22 protein-coding genes are annotated in these 20,407 nt (G+C 73.5%); 11 read left to right on the top strand and 11 right to left on the bottom strand.

The features are described from left to right. Positions 1 to 103 precede the first annotated feature (103 nt). A complete protein-coding gene (locus tag DSM104329_RS06455; RefSeq protein WP_259314579.1) occupies positions 104 to 583 on the bottom strand; it encodes a DUF456 domain-containing protein in 480 nt (159 codons plus the stop codon). A 136-nt stretch (positions 584 to 719) separates the two neighbouring features. Here DSM104329_RS06455 and DSM104329_RS06450 point away from each other — a divergent pair, with 136 nt between their 5' ends. Next, positions 720 to 2,207, top strand: a complete 1,488-nt coding sequence (locus tag DSM104329_RS06450) for a flavin-containing monooxygenase (protein WP_259314578.1) — start codon at positions 720 to 722, stop codon at positions 2,205 to 2,207. A 14-nt stretch (positions 2,208 to 2,221) separates the two neighbouring features. Here DSM104329_RS06450 and DSM104329_RS06445 read toward each other — a convergent pair whose 3' ends face one another. The 6 genes from DSM104329_RS06445 to DSM104329_RS06420 are packed head-to-tail and all read right to left on the bottom strand — an operon-like array spanning position 2,222 to position 8,508. Then, a complete protein-coding gene (locus tag DSM104329_RS06445) occupies positions 2,222 to 3,484 on the bottom strand; it encodes a VWA domain-containing protein (protein WP_259314577.1) in 1,263 nt (420 codons plus the stop codon). Then, positions 3,481 to 4,497, bottom strand: a complete 1,017-nt coding sequence (locus tag DSM104329_RS06440; RefSeq protein WP_259314576.1) for an AAA family ATPase — start codon at positions 4,495 to 4,497, stop codon at positions 3,481 to 3,483. Before DSM104329_RS06440 ends, DSM104329_RS06445 begins: the two co-directional genes overlap by 4 nt. Then, the gene (locus tag DSM104329_RS06435; protein WP_259314575.1) at positions 4,494 to 4,868 is read right to left on the bottom strand and encodes a hypothetical protein; all 375 of its coding nucleotides are present in this window, start codon (positions 4,866 to 4,868) and stop codon (positions 4,494 to 4,496) included. Before DSM104329_RS06435 ends, DSM104329_RS06440 begins: the two co-directional genes overlap by 4 nt. Next, positions 4,865 to 5,647 carry a nitroreductase family protein gene (locus DSM104329_RS06430; protein ID WP_259314574.1) on the bottom strand — a complete coding sequence of 261 codons (783 nt, stop codon included), beginning with the start codon at positions 5,645 to 5,647 and terminating at the stop codon, positions 4,865 to 4,867. Before DSM104329_RS06430 ends, DSM104329_RS06435 begins: the two co-directional genes overlap by 4 nt. A gap of 27 nt (positions 5,648 to 5,674) precedes the next feature. Then, the gene (locus DSM104329_RS06425; RefSeq protein ID WP_259314573.1) at positions 5,675 to 6,928 is read right to left on the bottom strand and encodes a thiolase family protein; all 1,254 of its coding nucleotides are present in this window, start codon (positions 6,926 to 6,928) and stop codon (positions 5,675 to 5,677) included. Next, complete coding sequence (locus DSM104329_RS06420; RefSeq protein WP_259314572.1) at positions 6,925 to 8,508, bottom strand: AMP-binding protein; 1,584 nt, start codon at positions 8,506 to 8,508, stop codon at positions 6,925 to 6,927. Before DSM104329_RS06420 ends, DSM104329_RS06425 begins: the two co-directional genes overlap by 4 nt. Before the next feature lie 113 nt (positions 8,509 to 8,621). Between DSM104329_RS06420 and cofD the strand changes: the two genes are divergently transcribed. From cofD to DSM104329_RS06400, 4 genes are all read left to right on the top strand, one after another. After that, positions 8,622 to 9,593: a 2-phospho-L-lactate transferase gene (gene cofD, locus DSM104329_RS06415; protein WP_259314571.1), complete on the top strand. Its 972-nt coding sequence runs from the start codon at positions 8,622 to 8,624 to the stop codon at positions 9,591 to 9,593. After that, complete coding sequence (locus DSM104329_RS06410; RefSeq protein WP_259314570.1) at positions 9,584 to 10,228, top strand: nitroreductase family protein; 645 nt, start codon at positions 9,584 to 9,586, stop codon at positions 10,226 to 10,228. Before cofD ends, DSM104329_RS06410 begins: the two co-directional genes overlap by 10 nt. Next, positions 10,207 to 11,220 (top strand): ABC transporter substrate-binding protein, encoded by a 1,014-nt coding sequence (locus tag DSM104329_RS06405; RefSeq protein ID WP_259314569.1) that lies wholly within the window; start codon positions 10,207 to 10,209, stop codon positions 11,218 to 11,220. Before DSM104329_RS06410 ends, DSM104329_RS06405 begins: the two co-directional genes overlap by 22 nt. A gap of 90 nt (positions 11,221 to 11,310) precedes the next feature. Next, positions 11,311 to 12,708 carry a hypothetical protein gene (locus DSM104329_RS06400; RefSeq protein WP_259314568.1) on the top strand — a complete coding sequence of 466 codons (1,398 nt, stop codon included), beginning with the start codon at positions 11,311 to 11,313 and terminating at the stop codon, positions 12,706 to 12,708. 44 nt (positions 12,709 to 12,752) lie between these two features. Here DSM104329_RS06400 and DSM104329_RS06395 read toward each other — a convergent pair whose 3' ends face one another. Then, on the bottom strand, positions 12,753 to 13,172 hold the full coding sequence (locus DSM104329_RS06395) for a hypothetical protein (RefSeq protein WP_259314567.1): 420 nt from the start codon (positions 13,170 to 13,172) through the stop codon (positions 12,753 to 12,755). Next, positions 13,169 to 14,665, bottom strand: a complete 1,497-nt coding sequence (locus tag DSM104329_RS06390) for an aminotransferase-like domain-containing protein (RefSeq protein ID WP_259314566.1) — start codon at positions 14,663 to 14,665, stop codon at positions 13,169 to 13,171. Before DSM104329_RS06390 ends, DSM104329_RS06395 begins: the two co-directional genes overlap by 4 nt. Before the next feature lie 57 nt (positions 14,666 to 14,722). On the opposite strand from DSM104329_RS06390, the gene DSM104329_RS06385 reads away from it, so the two are divergent. From DSM104329_RS06385 to DSM104329_RS06365, 5 genes are all read left to right on the top strand, one after another. Continuing rightward, a complete protein-coding gene (locus DSM104329_RS06385) occupies positions 14,723 to 15,043 on the top strand; it encodes a GNAT family N-acetyltransferase (protein WP_259314565.1) in 321 nt (106 codons plus the stop codon). A gap of 176 nt (positions 15,044 to 15,219) precedes the next feature. Further along, complete coding sequence (locus tag DSM104329_RS06380) at positions 15,220 to 15,687, top strand: cupin domain-containing protein (protein WP_259314564.1); 468 nt, start codon at positions 15,220 to 15,222, stop codon at positions 15,685 to 15,687. A gap of 87 nt (positions 15,688 to 15,774) precedes the next feature. Further along, a complete protein-coding gene (locus DSM104329_RS06375) occupies positions 15,775 to 16,692 on the top strand; it encodes an amidohydrolase family protein (RefSeq protein ID WP_407655868.1) in 918 nt (305 codons plus the stop codon). Beyond that, a complete protein-coding gene (locus DSM104329_RS06370; protein ID WP_259314562.1) occupies positions 16,689 to 17,147 on the top strand; it encodes a cysteine dioxygenase in 459 nt (152 codons plus the stop codon). The genes DSM104329_RS06375 and DSM104329_RS06370 overlap by 4 nt, the downstream gene beginning before the upstream one ends. A 59-nt stretch (positions 17,148 to 17,206) precedes the next feature. After that, positions 17,207 to 18,319, top strand: a complete 1,113-nt coding sequence (locus tag DSM104329_RS06365) for a sulfotransferase family protein (protein ID WP_259314561.1) — start codon at positions 17,207 to 17,209, stop codon at positions 18,317 to 18,319. Positions 18,320 to 18,361: 42 nt separating this feature from the next. Here the strand turns inward: DSM104329_RS06365 and DSM104329_RS06360 are convergent, their stop codons facing one another. Further along, on the bottom strand, positions 18,362 to 18,985 hold the full coding sequence (locus DSM104329_RS06360) for a metallopeptidase family protein (RefSeq protein WP_259314560.1): 624 nt from the start codon (positions 18,983 to 18,985) through the stop codon (positions 18,362 to 18,364). An 11-nt stretch (positions 18,986 to 18,996) separates the two neighbouring features. Continuing rightward, a complete protein-coding gene (locus DSM104329_RS06355) occupies positions 18,997 to 20,142 on the bottom strand; it encodes an acyl-CoA dehydrogenase family protein (protein WP_259314559.1) in 1,146 nt (381 codons plus the stop codon). 31 nt (positions 20,143 to 20,173) lie between these two features. On the opposite strand from DSM104329_RS06355, the gene DSM104329_RS06350 reads away from it, so the two are divergent. Continuing rightward, positions 20,174 to 20,386 (top strand): DUF6458 family protein, encoded by a 213-nt coding sequence (locus DSM104329_RS06350; RefSeq protein ID WP_259314558.1) that lies wholly within the window; start codon positions 20,174 to 20,176, stop codon positions 20,384 to 20,386. The last annotated feature ends 21 nt before the right edge of the window (positions 20,387 to 20,407 follow it).

The raw sequence follows: 20,407 nt of genomic DNA, 5'->3' as shown, positions 1-20,407 counted from the left end.
GACCGGAAGTCGTGATCCCGTCCCCCATCCTGCTGCTCGGTCGCCGCACGAGCGCCACCCTCTCGGCCACGGCGACGGCAGTCCCGCCCGCCCGCGCGCAGGCTCAGACCAGCACCGCCGCCAGCCACGCGGCGGATGCGATCAGCGTGGCCGACAGCTCGATGACGATCGACAGGCCCATCGCGCGCAGCGCCTCCCGGGTGGACTGCCAGGCGGACGCGTGCCGGCCCAGGCGCCGCCGCTCCTCGAGGTAGACGCCGAGCGGGAACCCGATGAAGAACCCGACGACCGGGATGACGAAGAAGCCGACGGCGGCGAGCAGCACGCCGGCGACGATGGACTGGCGCGGGACGCCCGCGTCGCGCAGGCGCCGGCCGGGGACGAGGAGCTTGACGACCTGGGCCCCGCCGATCGCGACGGTCGCGACGGCCAGCACCGCCCAGGCGGTCGCCGAACCGTCGACGAGCGCCCAGACGAGGATCGCCGTCCACGCCAGCACCGCGCCGGGGAGCACCGGAACGACGATCCCGACGATGCCCGTGGCGATCGCCAGGCCGACGAGGACGAGCCCGGCTTCGCTCATCGCCGAGCCGCCCGGGCAGGTCTGGCCACGCGTCGCATGATCGTCATCGTCGCGTACCCGGCTCGCGTCGTGCGCAGCCGCGCCGGCTGATGAGCGCCGCGCTCACACGGCTGGCCCGTTGAAGTAGTGTCGGATCGTGAGACTGCGAGAGGGCGCCCGGATCGCCGTCATCGGCGCCGGCCCGGCCGGCCTCGTGGCCGCGAAGCACGCGCTGCAGGCCGGATTCGACGTCACGGTGTTCGAGGCGAGCGACACCGTCGGCGGCCAGTGGCACACGGCCGCGCCCCACAGCGGGGTGTGGCCGGGGATGCACACGAACACCAGCCGCGCGATGACCGCGTTCTCTGACTTCCCGGCGCCGGACGACCACCCGCTGCATCCGGCGGCCGAGCAGATCCACCGCTACCTGGTGAGCTACGCGGACGCGTTCGGCGTGTCCGGCCGCATCCGCTTCGGTGCGCCCGTCATGGACGTGCGTCCGGGGTGGACGGTCGACGGCGAGCCGTTTGAGGCCGTGGTCGTCGCGTCCGGTCGCTTCCGCAAGCCGTGGCTGCCACCGATCGCCGACCGCTTCCGCGGCGACGTCATCCCCGCGTTCGACTATCCGGGCGCCGAGCCGTTCCGCGACCGCGTCACGCTCGTCTACGGCAACGGCGTCAGCGGCCTGGAGGTCGCGTCGGACCTCGCGCCGCACACGCGGGTGGTCTCCGCGTTCCGCAAGCCGCGCTACGTCATCGAGAAGCTGGTCGACGGCGTGTCATCGGACTGGCAGTGGTACACGCTGTTCGGCGCGCTCGAGCGACGGATGCTGCCCCCGGACGAGTGGGGCCGGCGCCAGCGCGAGCGCGTCCTGCGGGTGGCGGGCGATCCCGCGGACTTCGGCGCGCCGGAGCCGGACGAGAACCTGCTCGTCGCGGGCCTGTCGCTGTGCCAGAACTACCTGAGGCACATCCGGGACGGCAACATCGTTTGCGCGCCCGGGATCGCGTCCATCGACGGCCGCCTGGTCACGTTCTCCGACGGCTCGACGCACACCGTGGACGCCATGGTCTGCGCGACCGGGTACGACGTCGACCTGCCCTACCTCAGCCGCGACGTCCACGGTCTCCTCGGACCGGACCTCGCGCTCTACCAGCGAACCTTCCACCCGGATCTCCCGGGGCTCGGGGTCATCGGCCAGTTCCTCGCGCAGGGCCCGTACTTCCCGTTGCTGGAGCTCCAGGCGCGGTGGATCGCCGGCGTCTGGAGCGGCGAGGTGGCGCTGCCCCCGCAACCGGCGATGCGGCAGGTGATCGCGCAGCCCCGCCCGCCGGTGGACGCCCACAACGCGCTGGCGCTGACGCTCTCCGAGGAGCTCGGCGTCGCGCCGGCCCCGCTCGACTGGCCGGACCTCACCGAGCCCCTGCTGTTCGGGCCGCTGCTGCCCCCGCGCTACCGGCTCGCGGGCCCCGGGTCGATGCCTGGCGCGGGCGCGCTGTTCGCGCGGCAGCTCGAGGCCTCCCCGCGCGCGCCCGTCGACCCCCTCGACGTCGAGGCGCTGCGCCGGTTCGGCTGGTCCGCCCTGGCCGCCAAGGTCGCGGAGCCGGACGCGGCCGCGGCCGCCTCCGCGGCGCAGCCGTCGTGACGGCGGCCCGGCGCCTACAGCGCGCCGGGAGCCCGCCGCGCCCGGCCGCCGCCCGCCCGCGCCAGCCGCGCCGCGAACGCGAGATCCGCTTCGCCGCCGCCCGCCGGATCCGCCGCCGGGCACAGGACGGACACGCCGATCCCCTCGCGCCGGCAGCGCGCCGCCGCGCGGAGCGCCGCCTGCCGCGCCACGCCCGCGCCGAACGGCTGACCGGGCGCGCCCGGCGCGGCCCGCGAGATGGCGGCGAACGGCAGCCGGGCGTCGAAGGCCGCGCCCTCCTCGCGACGGCCGCAGACGGTCGGGTGCGCGTCGGTGACGAGCAGCAGGCGCCGGCTGCGCGACGGGCGGCTGTGGCGCAGCAGCAGCTCGCGGGCGTCGTCGATGACGAGCTCGAGGTTCGTCGGGTCGGCGGGCTCGATCTCCGCCGCGGCCGACAGCATCCGCCGCGGGTCGCGGGTCAGCGGGCACACGACGGTGACGGCGGACGAGAACGCGAGCAGGGCGACGCGGTGGCCGCTGCGCGCGAGTGCGTGCGCGAGCGCCTGGGCGAGCCCGCGCGTGCGCGCGCCGAGCATCGAGCCGCTGACGTCGAGCGCGAGCACGACGTCGAGCGTCGCGGTCGGCCGGCGCGCCTGTGTGCGCAGCTCCTGCGCCGGCGGCCGGCCCGAGCGCGCCGCCGCGCGGACCGTCGCGCGCACCGACAGGTCGATCGTGCGGTCGCCGGCCCGCCGTCGCGCGGGCGCGAGGCGGTCGCTGGCCGAGGAGCGCGCGCGGCGCTCGGGCGTGGCGCCGTCGGACACGAGCGGGCGGGCGAGCGGCGCGATGAGGTCGTCGAGCAGCGCGGCCGCCTCGCCGGCGCTCAGCGACGGCGCCGCCGCCGTCCCGGGTCCGCGCTCGCGCGCGTCGCCGCCCTCGAGCGAGAACGTCTGCCGGCGCCGCACGGTGAGCACGGCTCCGGGCACCGGCACCCGCACGTCGTCGTCATCGCCGCCGTCGGGCCGCGGCCCCGGCTCGTCCTCGTAGCCCTGCTCGGCCACCGCCAGCGCGGTGCGCACGAGCGCGTCGGCGTCGGCGCCGGGCCGGACGTGCAGCCGGTGAGGCAGGCACACCAGCGCTGCGCGCAGGAGGTCGTCGCGCCCGGTGACCGCGGCCAGCGAGTCGTGGACCTGCTGCGTCGCGAGCAGCGCGCGCACGCTCGGGCCCGACAGGACGTCGGAGTGGCCGCGCAGGAACGCCGCCGCGCGCACGAGCGTCGGCGCGGCGTCGGCCCTCGTCACAGCGCGAGCTCGAGCCGCCGCAGCCGCCCGTCGAGCCAGCGGTCGACGCGCTCGGCCTCCGCCGTCCCCGCCGCGAGCACGACGCGCCCGCGGAACGCCAGCCGCAGACCGTCGCGGACGGCGTCGCCCCACGGGCGCGCGCCGTCGAAGACCCGGCGCGACCGCGCCAGGTCGTACGCGGCGATCGTCGCCCGCACGCTCGGCGGCGTCTGCACGTCCGGGTCGCCGCGCAGCGCGTTGGCGAACGCCACGATGGCCGCCGCCGCCTCCGGGGGCGGGTCGGCGTCGAGCCGGTCGCCGGCGTCGCGCGCGGCCCGCGACCGCAGGATCCGCACCTCGTCCTCGGCGGACGGATAGTCCAGCCGCACCCGCTCGAAGCGGTCGGCCAGCGCCTCCGACAGCCGCTCGACGCCCACGTACTCGCTCGGGTTCATCGTCGCCACCACCACGGTGTCGACGCCGAAGCGCACGTCGTAGCCGCCGATCGTCATCGCCCCCTCCTCGAGCAGCTCGAGGAGCAGGTTCTGCAGGCGCTCCGACAGCCGGTTGAGCTCGTCGATGAAGCAGATGCGCCGGTGCGCGCGCAGCAGCCGGCCGGGCCGCAGCGCCCGCACGTCGAGCGCCCCGTACTCCAGGGCCGCGACGGGATCGACGTCGCCGGCGAGGTCCTCGGCCACGAGATCCGGCGAGCCCTGCACCCGCATGAGCCGCTGGGCCCCGAACACGATGTGCTCCTCGTCGCGGACCACGCCGCTGCGGCACTGGGGGCACGCCGACTCCCCCGGCAGGCAGCCGAAGTCGCAGCCCGCGAACCGGATCGGGGGCAGCCCGGCCGCGACCGCCCCCGCCAGCATCGTCTTGCCCGACCCGACCGGCCCTTCGAGCAGCAGGTTGCGCCCGGCGTGCAGCACGGCGAGCACGTCCTGCTTGACCTCCAGCGGGCCGAGCCAGTCGCCGATGAGGCCGGTGCCGCGCGCGGCGACGACCTCCGCCAGCTCGTCGCGGATCGTCATGCGTCCTTGGCCGGGCGCTTCCTCCAGACCTGTCCGCCGATCGCGATGCCGTTGTGGATCAGGAAGCCGCGGACCACGTTGGCGTTGACCACCGCGTCCTTGCCCTGCCAGCCCTCCTGGGCGACGTACTCGTCGATCCACTCGTTCATCTGCACGCGGCGCTTGACGCTCAGAAAGCGCTTGCCCGTGTCCTTCTTGCGCAGGAAGCAGAAGGCCACGAGCTCGTCCGGCGTCTTGCCGGTGAGGTCCGAGAAGCCGGCGAGCACCCCGAGGATGCGCTCCTGGTAGTCGTCCGGCGCGCCGTCGTGCTTGGCACTGGCGAACCAGTGCCGCACCGTGTCGGCGTCGCGGATGTCAGCCGCCGTCGTCACAGCGGCAGGCCGAAGCGCTCCGCGAGCTCGCGGATCTCCTGCTGGCGCTTCTCGGGGTCCATCGGGTCCTGGAGCATGCCCGACTTGCGCAGGCCGTCCTGCACGCCGGGGATGTCCTGCCACGGCTGGCCGTACTTGTGGAGGTAGTAGTTGGCCTCCAGCGGCCGGCGCGGGCGCTGGCCGCCGCCCTTGCGATCCTCGGCGGCGTAGCCGACGAGCATGAGCCACATCGGGATCCAGTGGTCCGGGATGCCGAGCGCCTCCTTGGCGGTGCCCGACTCGAACGCGTGCAGCCCGACCCCGAGCCCCTCGTCGACCGCCGCGAGCAGCGCCTGGTTGATCGCCAGGCCGCACTCGACGGAGACCGCCCACGTGCTGGCCATGACGTCCTTGGACATCGGCTCGACGACCTGGCCGAACGCGACCTCGTCGACGTAGGTGTGCGACCAGCCGTGCGTCGTCGGCAGCGCGCCGAGATCGACGAGCTCCTTGAGGCGAGCGGCTCCACCCTCGGCGAAGGACATGTCGCCGTACCAGAAGATCGAGACCGGAGCGAGGTCCAGCTGGACCGTCGTCGTCGGCGTCTTGAGCTTCTCCCAGGTCTCGTCGTCGAGGTCGTCGCGGAACACCACGACGGCCTTGACGAAGTCGGCGTTGACCGCGCGTGACGAGCGGTTGGCCGCCTCGAGCATGATCTGGATCTTCTCGGGCTCGACCGGCTTGTCGGGGTCGAAGAAGCGGATCGTCGAGCGATCGCCGATGACCTGCTTGAACTCCATGTGCGTCTCTCCTCGTTCGCTCTCTGACTAGTCCTTCGACAGCACCGTGACGACCATGGCCGCGCCGTCGCTTCCGAGGAAGCCGCCGCCGTTCTCGGCCAGGGCGATCCGCGCGCCCTCCACCTGGCGCGCGCCGCAGCGCCCCCGCAGCTGATCGGCCAGCTCGACGAGCTGCCCGCAACCCGTCGCGCCGATGGGGTGCCCCTTGGACAGCAGCCCGCCGCTCGGGTTCACCACGCGCCTGCCGCCGAGCCGCGTCTCGCCCGAGCGCAGGAGCGCCGGCCCGTCGCCCGGGGCGCACAGGCCGATCTCCTCGTAGGTCATCAGCTCGGCGGGCGCGGCGGCGTCGTGCAGCTCGATGACGTCGACCTCCTCCGGGCCGATGCCGGCGACCTCGTAGGCCCGCTGCGACGCACGGGTCGCGCTCGGCAGCTCGCCGAGAAGACGGTCGGTGCCCGACGTCAGGATGCACGACCGCACCCGCACCGGGTCGACGTTCTCGAGGCGCTTCGCACGCTCGGCCGAGCACACCACCACGGCGGCGGCGCCGTCGCCGATCGGCGAGCACATCAGCAGCGTCAGCGGGTCGGCGATCATGCGGCTGCCCAGCACCTCCTCGACCGTCACGGGGGTGCGGTACTGCGCGTTGGGGTTCAGCGCCGCGTGGTCGTGGCTCTTGACCGCGACCTGGGCGAAGTCCTCGCGGGTCGCCCCCGTCCGCTCCATGTACGCGCGCGTGTTCGCCGCGTAGATGTCCATGAAGAACGAGCGGTTGCCCTCGGGCTCGACCTCGGCCTCCTCGGGCAGCGGCGAGCCCGACGAGCCCGCGCCCACGGGCTGCGGCGTGCGCGTCCACGCCTTCAGCTTGTCGACCTCGAACAGGTCCACCGCCGTGCCGATCGCCGCGAACGACTTCGCCTTGTCCTCGTGCGTCAGCTTCTCGGAGCCGACCGCGACGGCCACCTCGACCGACCCGGAGGCCACCGCGCTGACCGCGAGCTGGAACGCGGTGGACGCCGACGCGCACGCGTTCTCCACGTTGACCATCGGCAGCCCCAGCAGGCCGGTGTGACGCAGCGCGGCCTGCCCGCGGATCATCTCCTGGCCCGTGAGGATGCCCGCGACGGCATTGGCGAAGAACACCATCTCGACGTCCTGGGCGGTCAGGCCGGCGTCGGCCAGGGCGCCGCTGACGGCTTCCTCGGCGAGCGTGCGGATGTTGCTGTCGGGGAACTTGCCAAAGCGCGTCATCGATGCGCCGATGATCTCGACGTCGGTCATGCTTTCGTCCTCTCCGGCCGCTTGAGCTGGTATCCGACCTGCTCGCGGTCCCACGTCTCGGGCGTGAGGCCGCGTGCCTTCAGTGTGGCGTACTGGTTGCGCTCCGTCGCGGTCTTCGGCAGCTCGTCGACGAACTCGACGTAGCGCGGAATGGCGTGCCGGGCCATCTTGTCGACGCAGAAGTCGAGGATCTGCTCGGGCGCCGGCTGCTCGCCGGGCCGCACGACGATGCAGACCTTCACCTCGTCCTCGCCGAGCTCCGACTGGACCGCGTGGGCGGCGCTGTCGAGCACGGCGGGGTGCGCGTTGAGCACCGTCTCGATCTCCCAGGCGGAGATGTTCTCGCCCAACCGCCGCATCGACTCCTTCTTGCGGCCCTTGTAGTAGAAGAAGCCCTCGTCGTCGACCTCCGCGAGATCGCCGGAGTGAAACCAGCCGCCGCGGTAGGCGGCCTCGGTCGCCTCGGAGAGCTTGTGGTAGTGGGTCAGCTGGCCCATCGGGTGGCGGAAGACGAGCTCGCCGATCTGCCCCGGCGGCAGCGGCTGATCGTCGTCGCCGACGACGCGGAACTCGACGCCCGAGATGCCGGACTTGCCCATCGAGCCGACCTTGCCCTCGTCGTTGAGGAGGATGCCCGGCGCGTCGACCATGCCGAACCACTCGATGATCTTCACGCCGAAGCGCTCCTCGAACTCGCGCCAGCGGTCCGGCGGGCAGCCGGCCGACAGCACGGTGCGCACCGGGTGGTCGCGGTCGTCGGGGCGCGGCGGCTGCTTGAGCAGGATCGAGATCATGCCGCCGAGCGCGTTGAACTCGACCGCGTCGTAGCGGCGGCACTGGTCGAAGAGTCCTGACGCCGTGAAGCGCGGGGCGAGGGCGAGCTTCGCGTCGAGGAAGATCGAGCCGATCGCGGACGCCAGCAGCGCGTTGCCGTGGAACAGCGGCAGGCCGGTGTACATCGTCTCGCCGGCCTGGACGCCCGAGGACTCGAGCAGCTTGACGAGCGGGGTCAGGTCGTAGTTCGTGGCGACGACGCCCTTCGGCGGGCCCGTCGTGCCCGAGGTGTACATCATCCCCACGCCGCCGGTGGCGCCCTCCTCGACATCGACGTCCGGCTCGCGGTCGTCGGCCGACAGCAGCCGCTCGAGGTCCCAGTCGACGCCGCCGCCCACCGGCCCGTCGGCCACGACGAGATGGCGCAGCGTCGGCACCTCGTCGCGCACGCCGAGCACCGCCTCGCGCAGGTCCTCCTGGAAGACGACCGCGGTCGCATCGCAGTCGGCGAGGATGTAGGCGAGCGTCCTGCCGCGCTGGGAGATGTTCACCGGCACGGAGTGCGCGCCGATGAGCAGGATGCCGAAGTGCACCCACAGGAACTCGGGGCGGTTGGCCATCATCAGCGCCACCCGCTCTCCGGGGCGCACGCCGAGCTCGAGGAGCCCGTTGGCCGCGCGCTGGCTGTGCGAGAGCACCTGCGCCCAGGAGAACTCCTCGTCCTTCCACTTCAGCCACGTGGCGTCCGGATGGTCTGCGACCCGCGTGCGGATGAGCTGCTCGATGGGACCTTGTGCGCGCGCCATGGAGGGCGACTATCGCAGGGCCCCGGAGGGCCGCACAGGCCGTCGCGGACGCCGCTTGGAGGAGTACACAGTGGCCGTCCGGCGCCCGCTGCGCGGCGCCATATGCTTGCTCCGTGACGGCGATCGTCGGCATCGGCGGCGGCATCGGGGCGTCGCGGCTGTGGCGGGTCCTGGCGGCGGCGACCGACCCGTCACGGCTCACGCTCGTCGTCAACACGGGCGACGACATCTGGCACCGCGGGCTGCGGATCTGCCCGGACCTCGACACGACGCTCTATGCGCTGTCGGACCGCCAGGACGTGGAGCGCGGGTGGGGGCTGCGCGACGAGACGTTCCGCTGCATGGAGGAGCTGCGAGCGCTCGGCGAGGAGGTCTGGTTCAACCTCGGCGACCGCGACCTCGCCACGCACCTGCTGCGCACGGAGCTGCTGCGCGACGGCGCCGGCCTGGCGGAGGTGACGGCGCGCCTGGCCGCGGCGATGGGCGTGGCGGCGCGCGTGCTGCCGGCGACCGAGCAGGAGGTCGTCACGACGATCGAGACCGCCGACGGGAGGCGGCTGCACTACGAGGAGTTCCTCGTGCGCGAGCAGGTCCGGCCGCCGGTCCGGGCCGTGGTCTACGACGGCGCGGACGCCGCCAGGCCGGCGCCCGGCGTTCTCGACGCGATCGCCGGCGCCGACCTCATCGTGCTCGCCCCCAGCAGCCCGCCCGCGAGCATCGCGCCGGTGCTGGCGGTGCCGGGCGTCCGCGACGCGATCTGCGCCGCCCGCGCGCCGGTCGTCGCGGTCTCGCCCATCGTCTCCGGCGTCCCGCTCGAGGATCCGGGCGACCGCGGCCGCGCCGAGGCGCGGGCGGCGCTGCTGGGCTGCGCCGGGGTCGCGCCGACCGCCACCGGCGTCGCCGGCGTGTACCGCCACCTCTGCGACCGCTTCGTCCTCGACACGGCCGACGACGCCGAACTGCCCGCCGTGCGCGAGCTCGGGCTCGACGCGGTCGCCGTCCCGACGCTCCTGCACCGCGGGGCGCCGGCCCAGCCGCTGCTCGACACCCTGCTGACCGTCCCAGCGGAGGCCCCATGGAGCTGACCGACGTCCTGACCGAGCGCCGCACCGTGCGCCGCTTCGCCGACCGGAACATCCCCGACGACGTGCTGCGCCGCGTGCTCGCCGCCGGTCTGGCGATGCCGCACGGCGGCAACACGTACGCCTGGCGCGGCGTCGTGCTGCGCCGGCCGCGCGAGACGCATCCGCGCTGGGACGCCATCTTCGAGTCGGTCATGCGCCAGGAGTACCTGGCCGAGGCGGCGGTGCTCGTCGTGTGGACGGTGAACCCACGCTGGTGGGTGGAGCACTACGGCGGCAACCTGCAGCGCCTCCTCGACCTGGGGCTCGTCGAGGCCGACCGGGCCGGCACGCTGCTCGACCGGATGTCCACCGCGCCGGACCCCGACGTGATGCTGCCCGTCCTGATCGGCGAGGCGATGATGGCGGTCGGCGGCGTGCTGCTGGCCGGGATCGATGCCGGGCTCGGCACCGCGCTGTCGGGCTGCAATCCGGCCTCGCTGTCGGCCGCGCTCGACCTGCCGAAGGGCGTGCGGATCGCGCCCGCCGGCGTGCTCGCGCTCGGGTATCCGGCCGACGAGGGCGGTGCGACCCGGGCGCCGAAGCCTCCGCTGGACGAGGTCTTCTACGACGGCGCGTGGGACGTGGGGCTGCGCTGACGCGCGCCGCGCTCGTCACGCCCCTGTCCGGCCCGCTCGCCGAGTACGGACGGGCGGGTGCCGTCGCGCTCGAGCTGTGGGCGGGGTGGTCGGGCGCGCGGCTGACCGTCCATGACGCGCACCCCGATGCGGCCGCGGCGGCGGCGGCCGCCGAACGCGAGCGGCCCGACATCCTGTTCGGCCCGTACGGGAGCGGCCCGGCGCGGGCGGTGGTGGCGGCGACGTCGCGGCTCGTGTTCAACCACGGCGGCGCACGGGTCGGACCGGCGCCCAACCTCATCGACGTCCTTGCGCCGGCGGAGACGTACTTCGAGGGCGCGGTGGAGGTCGTGCATGCGGCCGACCCCGGCGTGCGCACGCTGCGGGTCGCCCACGCGCGGACGGGGTTCGCCGACACGGTCGCGGCGGGCGCGGCGGCGGCGGGACGGCGAGCGGGGCTGGCGGTCTCGACGACGGCGCTGCCCGCCGCGCCGCCCGCGGGCGACCTGCTGCTCGTCGCGGGCGCATTCGCGGACGAGCGCGACGCCGCCCGCCGGCTGCTCCCGGGCCCGTGGCGAGCGGCCGGGTTCGTCGGCGCCGGCGTCGACGAGGTGCTCGCGGAGCTGGGTCCCCTGCGCGAGGGGCTGCTCGGCCCGGCGCAGTGGCTGGCCGAGGCCGCGCCCGAGCCCGACGAGGGCCCGCCGGCCGGCCGCTTCGTCGCCGCCTACCGCGAGCGGGCCGGCGCCGAGCCGCCCTACCCGGCCGCGCAGGCGTTCGCCGCCGGCGTCGTCGCCGGGCGCTGCGTGCGCGACGCCGGGGAGCGCAGCGACGCCGCCCTCCTCGCCGCCGCCCGGTCGCTGGACTGCACGACGCTGTTCGCGCGCTTCCGGCTCGATCCGAGCAGCGGCGTCCAGACCGGCCACCGGGTCCTCACGGTGCAGTGGCAGGACGGCGCGCGGCGCGTCGTCTGGCCGCCCGAGCGCGCCCGCGCGGCGCTGCGCCACCCGCTGTGAACCCCACAACGCCGCGGGCCGGGCGCGGTTGCACGGCGCGATCTGCGGGTGGGACGCTCGCCCGAGTCCACCACGGCGGAGGAGAGCTCCATGACGATTGCCCCGGACGACGTCGCCCAGCGCCAGCTCAAGGCCTTCTTCGAGGACGGCCGCTCGGTCGGCTCGCTGCTCGCCACGCTGCGCAGCCGCCGCGTGGCGATGGGCTACCAGATCGAGAGCGGCGAGGAGGAGGTCTCCGCCGCCGGCCGCACGCTGCACCAGCCCAAGGGGCCGCTCGCGTTCTCCTCGCAGCACCCGGTCGTGCCGCTGACCGAGACCGAGGAGGCGATCATCGCCTGGTCGGCCTGCGGGCCCAACGGCATGGCGCACTGGGACATCGCAACGTCCGGCGGCTTCCACGAGCTCGTCGGCATCGCGGGGCGCACCGCCGCCGCGGCCGGCAACTCCTTCGCCACCGACCTGCTGGTCATCAAGGACGAGGGCACGTTCATCTACAACCCGGGCGACCACCGCGACCGCCTGGTCGAGATCCAGGGGCCCGAGGACTACCACAAGGTCGTCGACTGGTACCGCGAGGGGATGACGAAGGTCCTCGACGGCCGGCCCGACATCGACTGGGCCACGCGCGCGCCCGGCGCGCCGAACGCCTCGCTGTTCGGCCCGTACCAGTACAACGTCAACCGCCCCGGGACCACCTGGTTCATCCCGATCACCGACCACGGCTGGCTGTACTTCAGCGTCCTGCTGAACATCTTCGACGCGTGGCACATCTACGTCACCGACGACAGGACGGGCGAGCCCTGCGGCACCGCGCAGTGGGTCGGCGAGGGCAAGCTCGAGTTCCCGATCACCATCAGCCAGATCGAGCAGTTCATCTTCCAGGTCGAGACCTACGCGCCCGGCTCGATGGTGCAGAACATGCGCCTCGCCGCCGAGTCGATGGGCCTCGGAAACTGGATCTTCTGCGGCTTCTTCGACGACGTGCTCATGGGCGCGTTCCCGGACGTCGCCAAGGGCCTGAAGTTCCGGCACGAGCCGCTCAACGAGAAAGCGCCGGCGGCCAGCGGCGCGCTGAAGACCTTCGGGGTGGAGGGCGTCAAGGAGGGCACGTACGTGCCGTCGCCGCGCTACAAGGACGGCAAGGCCGTCGTCGACGCGATGATGGAGGAGAAGTACGGCTTCGGGCGCACGATGTCCAAGGGCGAGGACAACTGGATGCTCCAGAAGAAGGGCCCATGGAGCGCCGACATCGTCAAGAGCATCGTCAACTCCGACGTCGTGCAGATCAGCGACTGGGCGGTCGAGGCGGTCACCGCGTACGTCGACTACTGCGTCGAGCACTACGGGCAGTCGCCGGTCTACTACAACCCGCTGCAGTGCAACTTCGGCGCGGTGATCCACCACGTCGACACCGCGTTCTACGAGCAGTACTACGACGGCTCGAGCGTGACGGCCGACATCCGGGGCCACATGGACCACTGGCACTAGCCGGTCACTCGCCCCCGCGCGCTCGGCATCGAGCGTCGACTTCCTCAGCGCCAGGCTGAGGAACTCGACGCTCGGCGCGCCAGCACGGCGCCGGCCACGGCGCCGAACGCGACGTGGTCGGCGAGCTGCGGGCCGGCGGGCAGCCGGCGGATCGCCGGGAAGCGGCGGCCGATCACGCCGAGGTCGAGCACCGCGATCGCCAGCCCCGCCGCGGCGCCCCATGCGGCGGTCCGGCGCGCCGGCAGCACGCGCGCCAGCACCGCGGTCCAGCCGAGCGACAGCGCCAGGTGCACGGGGATCGCGGCGGCGAACTGGACCGCGGCGCCCGCCCGCTCGCCGACCACCATCGCGCCGGCGGCGCGGCCGGCGTCGAGCGGGTCGCCGCCGCGCGCGAGGGCCCAGGCGGTCGACGGCGCGCCCGACAGCACCGCGGCGGCGAGCCCGGCCGCGGCGACGTCGCTCACGAGAACTGCACGCGCCCGGGACGCGAGGCCCGGTGGCGGACGGCCAGCACCGCCTTCGCCAGCCGGCGCACGCCCTCGTCGAGCTCCTCCGGTTCCAGGCGCGCGAACGAGAGCCGCATCGACGTGGCCGTCGGCGGCTCCGCGAGCATCGCCCCGCCCGGGACGAACGTGACGCCGCAGCGGATGGCCTCGCTGAGCAGCGCGCGCTCGTCGATCGGCCGCCGGAACGTGACCCACAGGTGGTGGCCGCCGACGGGCCGGCGCACCGTGACCTCGTCGCCGAGGTAGCGCTCCAGGCTTGCGCGCAGCGCGTCGCAGCGGAGCGCGTACATCGGGTTGGAGTCGTGCAGGAGGTCCTCGTGGTCGCCGCTGCGCAGCCAGCGGTGCGCGATGTACTGGACCAGGCTCGAGGTGTGCGTGTCGTTGTGGAGCTTGAGCCAGCTCACGCGCTGGCGCACCGGCCCGCTGGCCGCCACCCACCCGAGCCGCAGGCCGCCGCCGATCGTCTTCGACAGCGAGTCGACGTAGATGACGTGGTCGGGCGCGAAGTGGCGCAGGCGCGGATGGTCGTCGCCGTCGAAACGCACCGTCGCGTAGACGCCGTCCTCGAGAATGAAGAACGAGCGCTCCCGCGCGAGCTCGACGAGCCGCTGCGAGCGCGCCGCCGACAGGTCCTGCCCCGTCGGGTTCTGGCAGCCCGGCTGGACGGCCACCAGCTTGACCTCGTGGCGGGCGAGGATGCGCTCGAGCGCGTCGACGTCCATGCCGTTCTCGTCGACCGGCACGCCGATCACCCGCGCGCCGGTGACCTGCAGCGAGCTCAGGATGCCGATGAACGTCGGCGACTCGCACACGACGACGTCTCCCGGCGCGACGACCCCGCGGCAGACGAGGTCGATGGCCTGCCGCGCGCCCGAGGTGACCATGATCTCCTCGGCGGTCTGCGCGAAGCCGAGCCGGCGGCCGCGCTTGGCGATCTCCTCGCGCAGTTCGTAGAGGCCGTCGGGGTCGAGATAGCCGAGCGCGTCGCCCCCGACCTCGTCGAGCACCTCGCCGGCGATCCGGCCCAGTGCGGCTGCCGGGTAGATCACGGAGTCGGGCGCCCCCGCGGCCAGGGAGACGATGTCGGGGTCAGACGGGATGAGGTACGTCGCGGCGAACGTCTCGTGCGAGTACGAGGGCCGCAGCTCCGGCAGGACGGCGGTCTGCCAGTCGATGGGATCGCGGTCGAGCGCGGGCGGGACCGCGCGCACGAACGTCCCGCGCCCCACGCTGGCCGTCACGTAGCCCTGCTCGGCCAGACGCCGGTACACGCGCACGGCCGTCAGGTGGTTGATGCCGGCCTGCTCGGCGAGCGCCCGCGTCGTGGGCAGCTTCTCACCCGGAGCGAGCGCGCCGGTGTCGATCGCGTGCTGCAGGCGCTCGGCGATCTGCGCCGTGAGCGAGGCCTGCGCCCCTCGGTCGATGTCACTCAAATCAAGCTTGTAGGACATTGCGGACCCTCCTCCTGCCCGCCATCCTACTCGTCACCGCAGTACAGGAGTCAACCAATGTCACACAACACCCCCACCCCCTTTCCCCCCGACGTGACGATCCGCTACGCGACGGAGGACGACGCCCCGGCGCTCGCCCGCCTCGCCGTGCTCGACTCGCAGGCGCTGCCCGAGGGCGTCCTCCTCGTCGCCCAGGTCGGCGACGAGCTGTGGGCGGCCCTGTCGGTGACGGCCGAGGGCGCGATCGCCGACCCCTTCCGGCGGTCGGCCGACGCGCTCGCGCTGCTCGACGCCCGCGCGCGACAGCTGCGGCGCCGGCCCGGCACGCAGCCGGCGTTCGAGCCCGCCGCGTGGCTGCGGGCCGCGGTCGCCGCCTGATCGCGCGGCCCGGCCGGCGGCGGCGGCACCGGGCGAACGGAACACCCAGTTGGGCCCTCCTCCAGTCAGCCCCGCTGTCTCACGTCCGTTCGCCCGGTGCGGCCGCCGCCGGCCCTCTTCCACTGCACGGTGATGGCGGCGATCCGCGCCCTCGCACCCACGCGTACGCTGCCGCCATGCGCCGCGTGAACCTCTCCGCCCCCGAGTTCGCCTACGACGACCAGGACCCCGACGGCTACCGCGCCGGGATGTTCCGGATGGGACCGCTGCTGGGCGCGGCGCGGCTGGGCGCGAGCCTCTACGAGCTGCCTCCCGGCCAGGCGCTCTGCCCGTACCACTACGAGTACGGCGAGGAGGAGTGGCTGCTCGTGCTCAGCGGGCGGCCCACCGTCCGCCACCCGGACGGCGCCGACGAGCTCGAGCCGCTGGACGTCGTGTGCTTCCCGCGCGGGCCGGAGGGCGCCCACCAGATCCGCAACGACTCCGAGGAGAGCGTGCGCGTCCTGCTCTGGTCCGAGATCACGCACCCCACCGCGACGGTGTATCCCGACAGCGGCAAGGTGGGAGTCTGGACCGGCAACCGCGACGACGACGTGATGGTGCGCAAGTCCGACGCGGTCGGCTACTACGAGGGCGAGGACTGAGCGCCGCGGGGGCCCGCCGCGCCGGCGTCCGGACCCTGCCGGACGGTAATCTGCCTAAATGCTACAGAGTTTGTGTAGTTTACGGCCATGCGGCGCGTGGACGTACATCAGCACCTGTGGACCGACCCCCTGCTCGGCGTGCTCTCCGCTCGCGCCACCCCGCCGCGCCTGCGTCGCGAGGGCGGTGCGTGGCGGCTGGAGCTCGACGGCGAGCCGCCCAGCCGGATCGAACCCGAGCAGCCCGTGGCACGCGCGGCGCTCGTCCACCTCGACGGGCTCGACCAGGCGCTCGTGGCCCTCTCGTCCGCGCTCGGCGTCGAATGGCTTCCGCCGGCCGAGGCCGAGCGGCTCCTCGACGCCCACGCGGCGATGGGGGCCGAGCTGCCGGACGAGCTCGGCACCTGGGCGGCGGTGGCGCTGACCGACCCCGAGGACGCGGCCGCGCAGGCCTCCTCCCGGCTCGACGGCTGCGCGGGGTTGTGCGTCCCGGCGGCGGCGCTCGCCACGCCGGCGGCGGTCGAACGGCTCGGGCCGCTGCTGGCGGCGCTCGAGGACGCCGGCGCGCCCCTCTTCGTGCACCCCGGCCCCGCGACCGCCCCACCCCGCGCGCCGGCGTGGTGGCCGGCGCTGGCCGACTACGTCGCCGTCCAGCAGGCCGCCTGGCTGAGCTTCGGCCACGCCGGACGGTCCGCCCACCCGCGGCTGCGCGTCGTGTTCGGCGCGCTGGCCGGTCTCGCGCCCCTGCATGTCGAGCGGATCGCCGCCCGCGGCGGCCCGGCGTCCGCGACCGCCGACCCGCTCGTCTTCTACGAGACGTCGTCGTACGGCCTCACGGCCATGTCGGCCATGACGCAGGTCGTCGGCCTCGGCCAGCTCGTCCACGGCTCGGATCGCCCGGTCCTCGACCCGGCGCCCGCGCCGGGACCGCTCGGCCCCGAGGCCTGGCAGGCCCTGACCGGAGCCAACCCCGCGCGACTGCTCGCGCCCGTCCCCTCCCACGCATGATCGATCCCCTCGCCCTCGCCCGCGAGCTCGCCGCCGAGCCCGGCGTCTGGCGCGCCCACGTCCACCACGACCCCGAGCAGCGGACGTTCGAGCTGCTGCGCGACGACGACGAGGTCACCGCCTGGGTCATCTGCTGGATGGACGACCACGACACCGGCTTCCACGACCACGACGTCCCGTCGGGTGCCGTGGCCGTCGTCCAGGGACACGTCGTCGAGGAGCGGCTGCGCCTCAACGGCACGCCGTCCGAGCGGGTCGCCGGCCCGGGCGACACCTTCGGCTTCGGCCCCGACGACATCCACCGCGTCCGGCACGCCGGCGGGCCGCCGGCCGTGACGATCCACGTCTACTCGCCGCCGCTGCGCCGTCAGGGCGCATACCTCGTCGAGCCCGACGGCACGCTGCGCCGGTTCGTGCTGTCGGAGACCGAGGAGCTGCGCCCTTTGTCGACTTGATCGGTGGGCAAACCGGAGTTCAAGCGCCGTGAGCGAGGTGATATTGCTTCTGCCTCCTCGTGCAGGGCGCCGACGCTTCGCCATCCGCCGGCGGGCCCGCGCCCGCCCCGTTCCACGGGCCGATCTTCATCCTCGGCGCGATGGGCTCGGGCACCACGCTGCTGCGACTCATGCTCGACAGCCACGAGCGCATCGCGATCCCGCACGAGACCGGGTTCATGCGCGCCTACAACGCCCAGCGCTACATCCCGCTGAAGTTCAGCGGCGCCAACTGGGCCACGCGAATGGGCTGGAGCCGCGACGAGTTCGACGCGCTCTGCCGCGACTTCTACGACACGATCTTCACCCGCTACGCCACGGAGCACGGCAAGGCGCGCTGGGGCGAGAAGACGCCGCTGCACACGTGGCACGTCGACCACATCGCGCGGCTGTTCCCGGATGCCGTCTTCGTGGCGATCGTGCGCCACCCGGGCGCGAGCGTGGCGTCCAACGTCCGGCGCTTCGCCCAGAACCCGAAGTGGGGCAGCGCGAACTGGACCGCGAACCAGTACCTGCGCAACAACCACGAGCTGGCCCGCCAGGCGGCGCGCCGGCCGCGGCGTTTCGTCTTCCTGCGCTACGAGGACCTCGTTCGGCAGCCCGAGCCGGTGATGCGCGAGCTGCTGCAGTGGCTCGGCGAGCCGTGGTCCGACAGCGTGCTCGAGCACCACGCGGTTCAGGCAAGCCGCGCGACCCAGGTCCAGGTCGAGGGCCGCACGCGGGTGGACGAGCCGGTGGACGTCTCGCGCATCACGCGCTGGACGAAGACCATCGACGAGCCGACGCGCGAGATCGTCCGCACGCAGCTGTCGCGCATCGCGACCTTCTACGGCTACGACGTCGACCAGCCGCTGCCCGCGCGTCCGCTGCGCAAAGGCGCGCTGCTCATGAGCGGGATGGACGTGCGCAGGCGGATCGACCGCTTCCCGGACCTCGGCCTGCGCACGCGCCCCGAGCCCGGCCTGCCCGAGCTGCCGTTCAACCCGCGCAAGGTCAAGCTCGTGCCCTACGACACGGCGATCGCGCAGCCGAGCGTGGGGTTCGCACGGCGCGTCGCGCGCGCCGTCATGCGCCGGCTGCCGGCGCGCGCCCAAGCGACGGTGCTCGGCGTGCGCCGGCGGAGCAGGCGCTGAGGCTCCAGGAAGCCGCCGGGACGGACGCGCTCCTCGGCCGGGTCAGAGGCCGAGCCCCTGGACGCCCATCTCGTCGAAGCCGACGTGGTGCGCGAGCTCATGGCGCACGGTGCGCACCACTTGGTCGCGCAGCATCTCGGGGTCGTGCCCGAAGTCGCGGCGCAGCGTGTCGCGGTAGATGACGATCCGGTCGGGGAAGTCGTCGCGGTGCGCGCCGTCGCCGTGGTAGAGCCCGTAGGCGCCGGCGCGCCGGCCGCCGTCGGAGATGACCACCGCGACGTGCTCGAGCGCGTTGCGCAGCAGGTCGGGCAGGTCGTCGAGGGCGTCGCGCACGAGCTCCTCGAAGTCCGCGTCGTCGAGCGGGTCGAGGGCGAGGAAGTCGACCTCGTCGGGCTCGACGGCCAGGCCCTCGCGGGCGAGCCGCTCGGAGCGGCGGACGACCTGCTCGAACTCGGCCTCCGACTGCGGGTTCTGCCAGTCGGCCAGGCGCCCCATGACGAACGTCACGACGCCCCCGAGCACGGCGATCGCCACGACCGCGATGCCGGCCGCCTCGAGCAGGCGGATCGGCAGCGACGGGCTCATCCCCTGGGCCAGCGCCACCACGGCGAGTCCGACGCTGGCGGCGACGAGAGCGGCGAAGGCGATGCGGCGGCCGTTGGGCATGGTCTCCGGGTTCAGCGCATGGCGCGGGCGATGACGACCCGCTGGATCTCGTTGGTTCCTTCGTAGATCTGGGTGATCTTGGCGTCGCGCATCATGCGCTCGACCGGGTACTCGGTCACGTAGCCGTAGCCGCCGAGGACCTGGACGGCCTCGACGGTGACCTTCATCGCGTTGTCGGACGCGAACAGCTTGGCCATCGAGCTGTACTTCGCGGCCTGCGGGTCTGCGCGGTCGGCCAGCGTGCACGCCTTGTAGAGCAGCTCGCGCGCGGCGGCGGTCCCGGTCTCCATGTCGGCCAGCTTGAACTGGATCGCCTGCAGCTCGTTGATCGGCGCCCCGAACGCGATCCGCTCGGCCGCGTACGCGTTGGCGTAGTCGGTCGCGCCCTGCGCGATCCCGACCGCCTGCGCCGCCGCCCCCAACCGCGTGCGCTGCAACGTCCCCAACGCCACGCCCAACCCCCGGCCGACCTCGCCGATCACGTTCTCGTGCGGCACCCGCACATCGTCGAACACCGGTGAGCCGGTCGGCGAGCCCTTGATCCCCAGCTTGTGCTCGAGCTTGCCGATCGACAGCCCGGGCCGATCCTGCTCAACCACGAACGCCGTGATCCGCCGGCGCTCACGATCGGTGACCGCGAACACGACGTAGAAGTCGGCGATGCCCGAGTTGGTGATCCAGTTCTTGGCGCCGTTGATGACCCACTCGTCGCCATCGCGCACCGCGGTCGTGCGCATCGCCCCCGGATCGGACCCCGCCTCGGGCTCCGACAGCGCAAACGCCGGCGACCACTCCCCCGACGCGCACTTCGGCAGCACGCGCGCCTTGAGCTCATCGGAGCCATAGAGCGCGATCGGCAGCGTCCCCAGCTCCTGGATCATCAGGATCAGCGCGCTCGACGCACACGCCTTGGCGATCTCCTCGACCGCCATCTGCAACATCAACGTCCCCGTCCCCGTGCCCCCGTACTCCTCGGCAAACGGCAACCCCAACACATCCTGCTCGGCCAACAACCGCCGCACATCCCACGGATACTCCCCCGACGCATCGATCTCCGCCGCCCGCGGCGCAATCCGCTCCACCACGATCTGCCGGATCGAGTCACGAAAATCCAACAACTCCCGAGGAATCGCGTACACGTCCGTCGCCGTCTGCATCGACCTGATGCTAGTCGGGTAGAGGTCATCCATGGGCATTGGAACCTCCATCTTTCTCATCGCGGTCGGCGCGATCCTGAAGTTCGCGGTCACCGCGTCGGTCTCGGGCATCGAACTGGCGACGGTCGGCGTGATCCTCATGATCGTCGGCGTGATCGGACTGCTCATCTCGCTGTTCCTCATCGCGACGGCCCGCGACCGGCGGACGACGGTGCGCGACCCGCGCGTCGATCCCTACGCCTAGGGCGCTCCGCGCGGAGCGCGA

The sequence above is a fragment of the Capillimicrobium parvum genome, assembly GCF_021172045.1.
In the GTDB taxonomy this organism is placed as follows: domain Bacteria; phylum Actinomycetota; class Thermoleophilia; order Solirubrobacterales; family Solirubrobacteraceae; genus Capillimicrobium; species Capillimicrobium parvum.
Note: the sequence above shows the minus strand (reverse complement) of the source record. Positions and strands in the feature narration are given on the sequence as shown.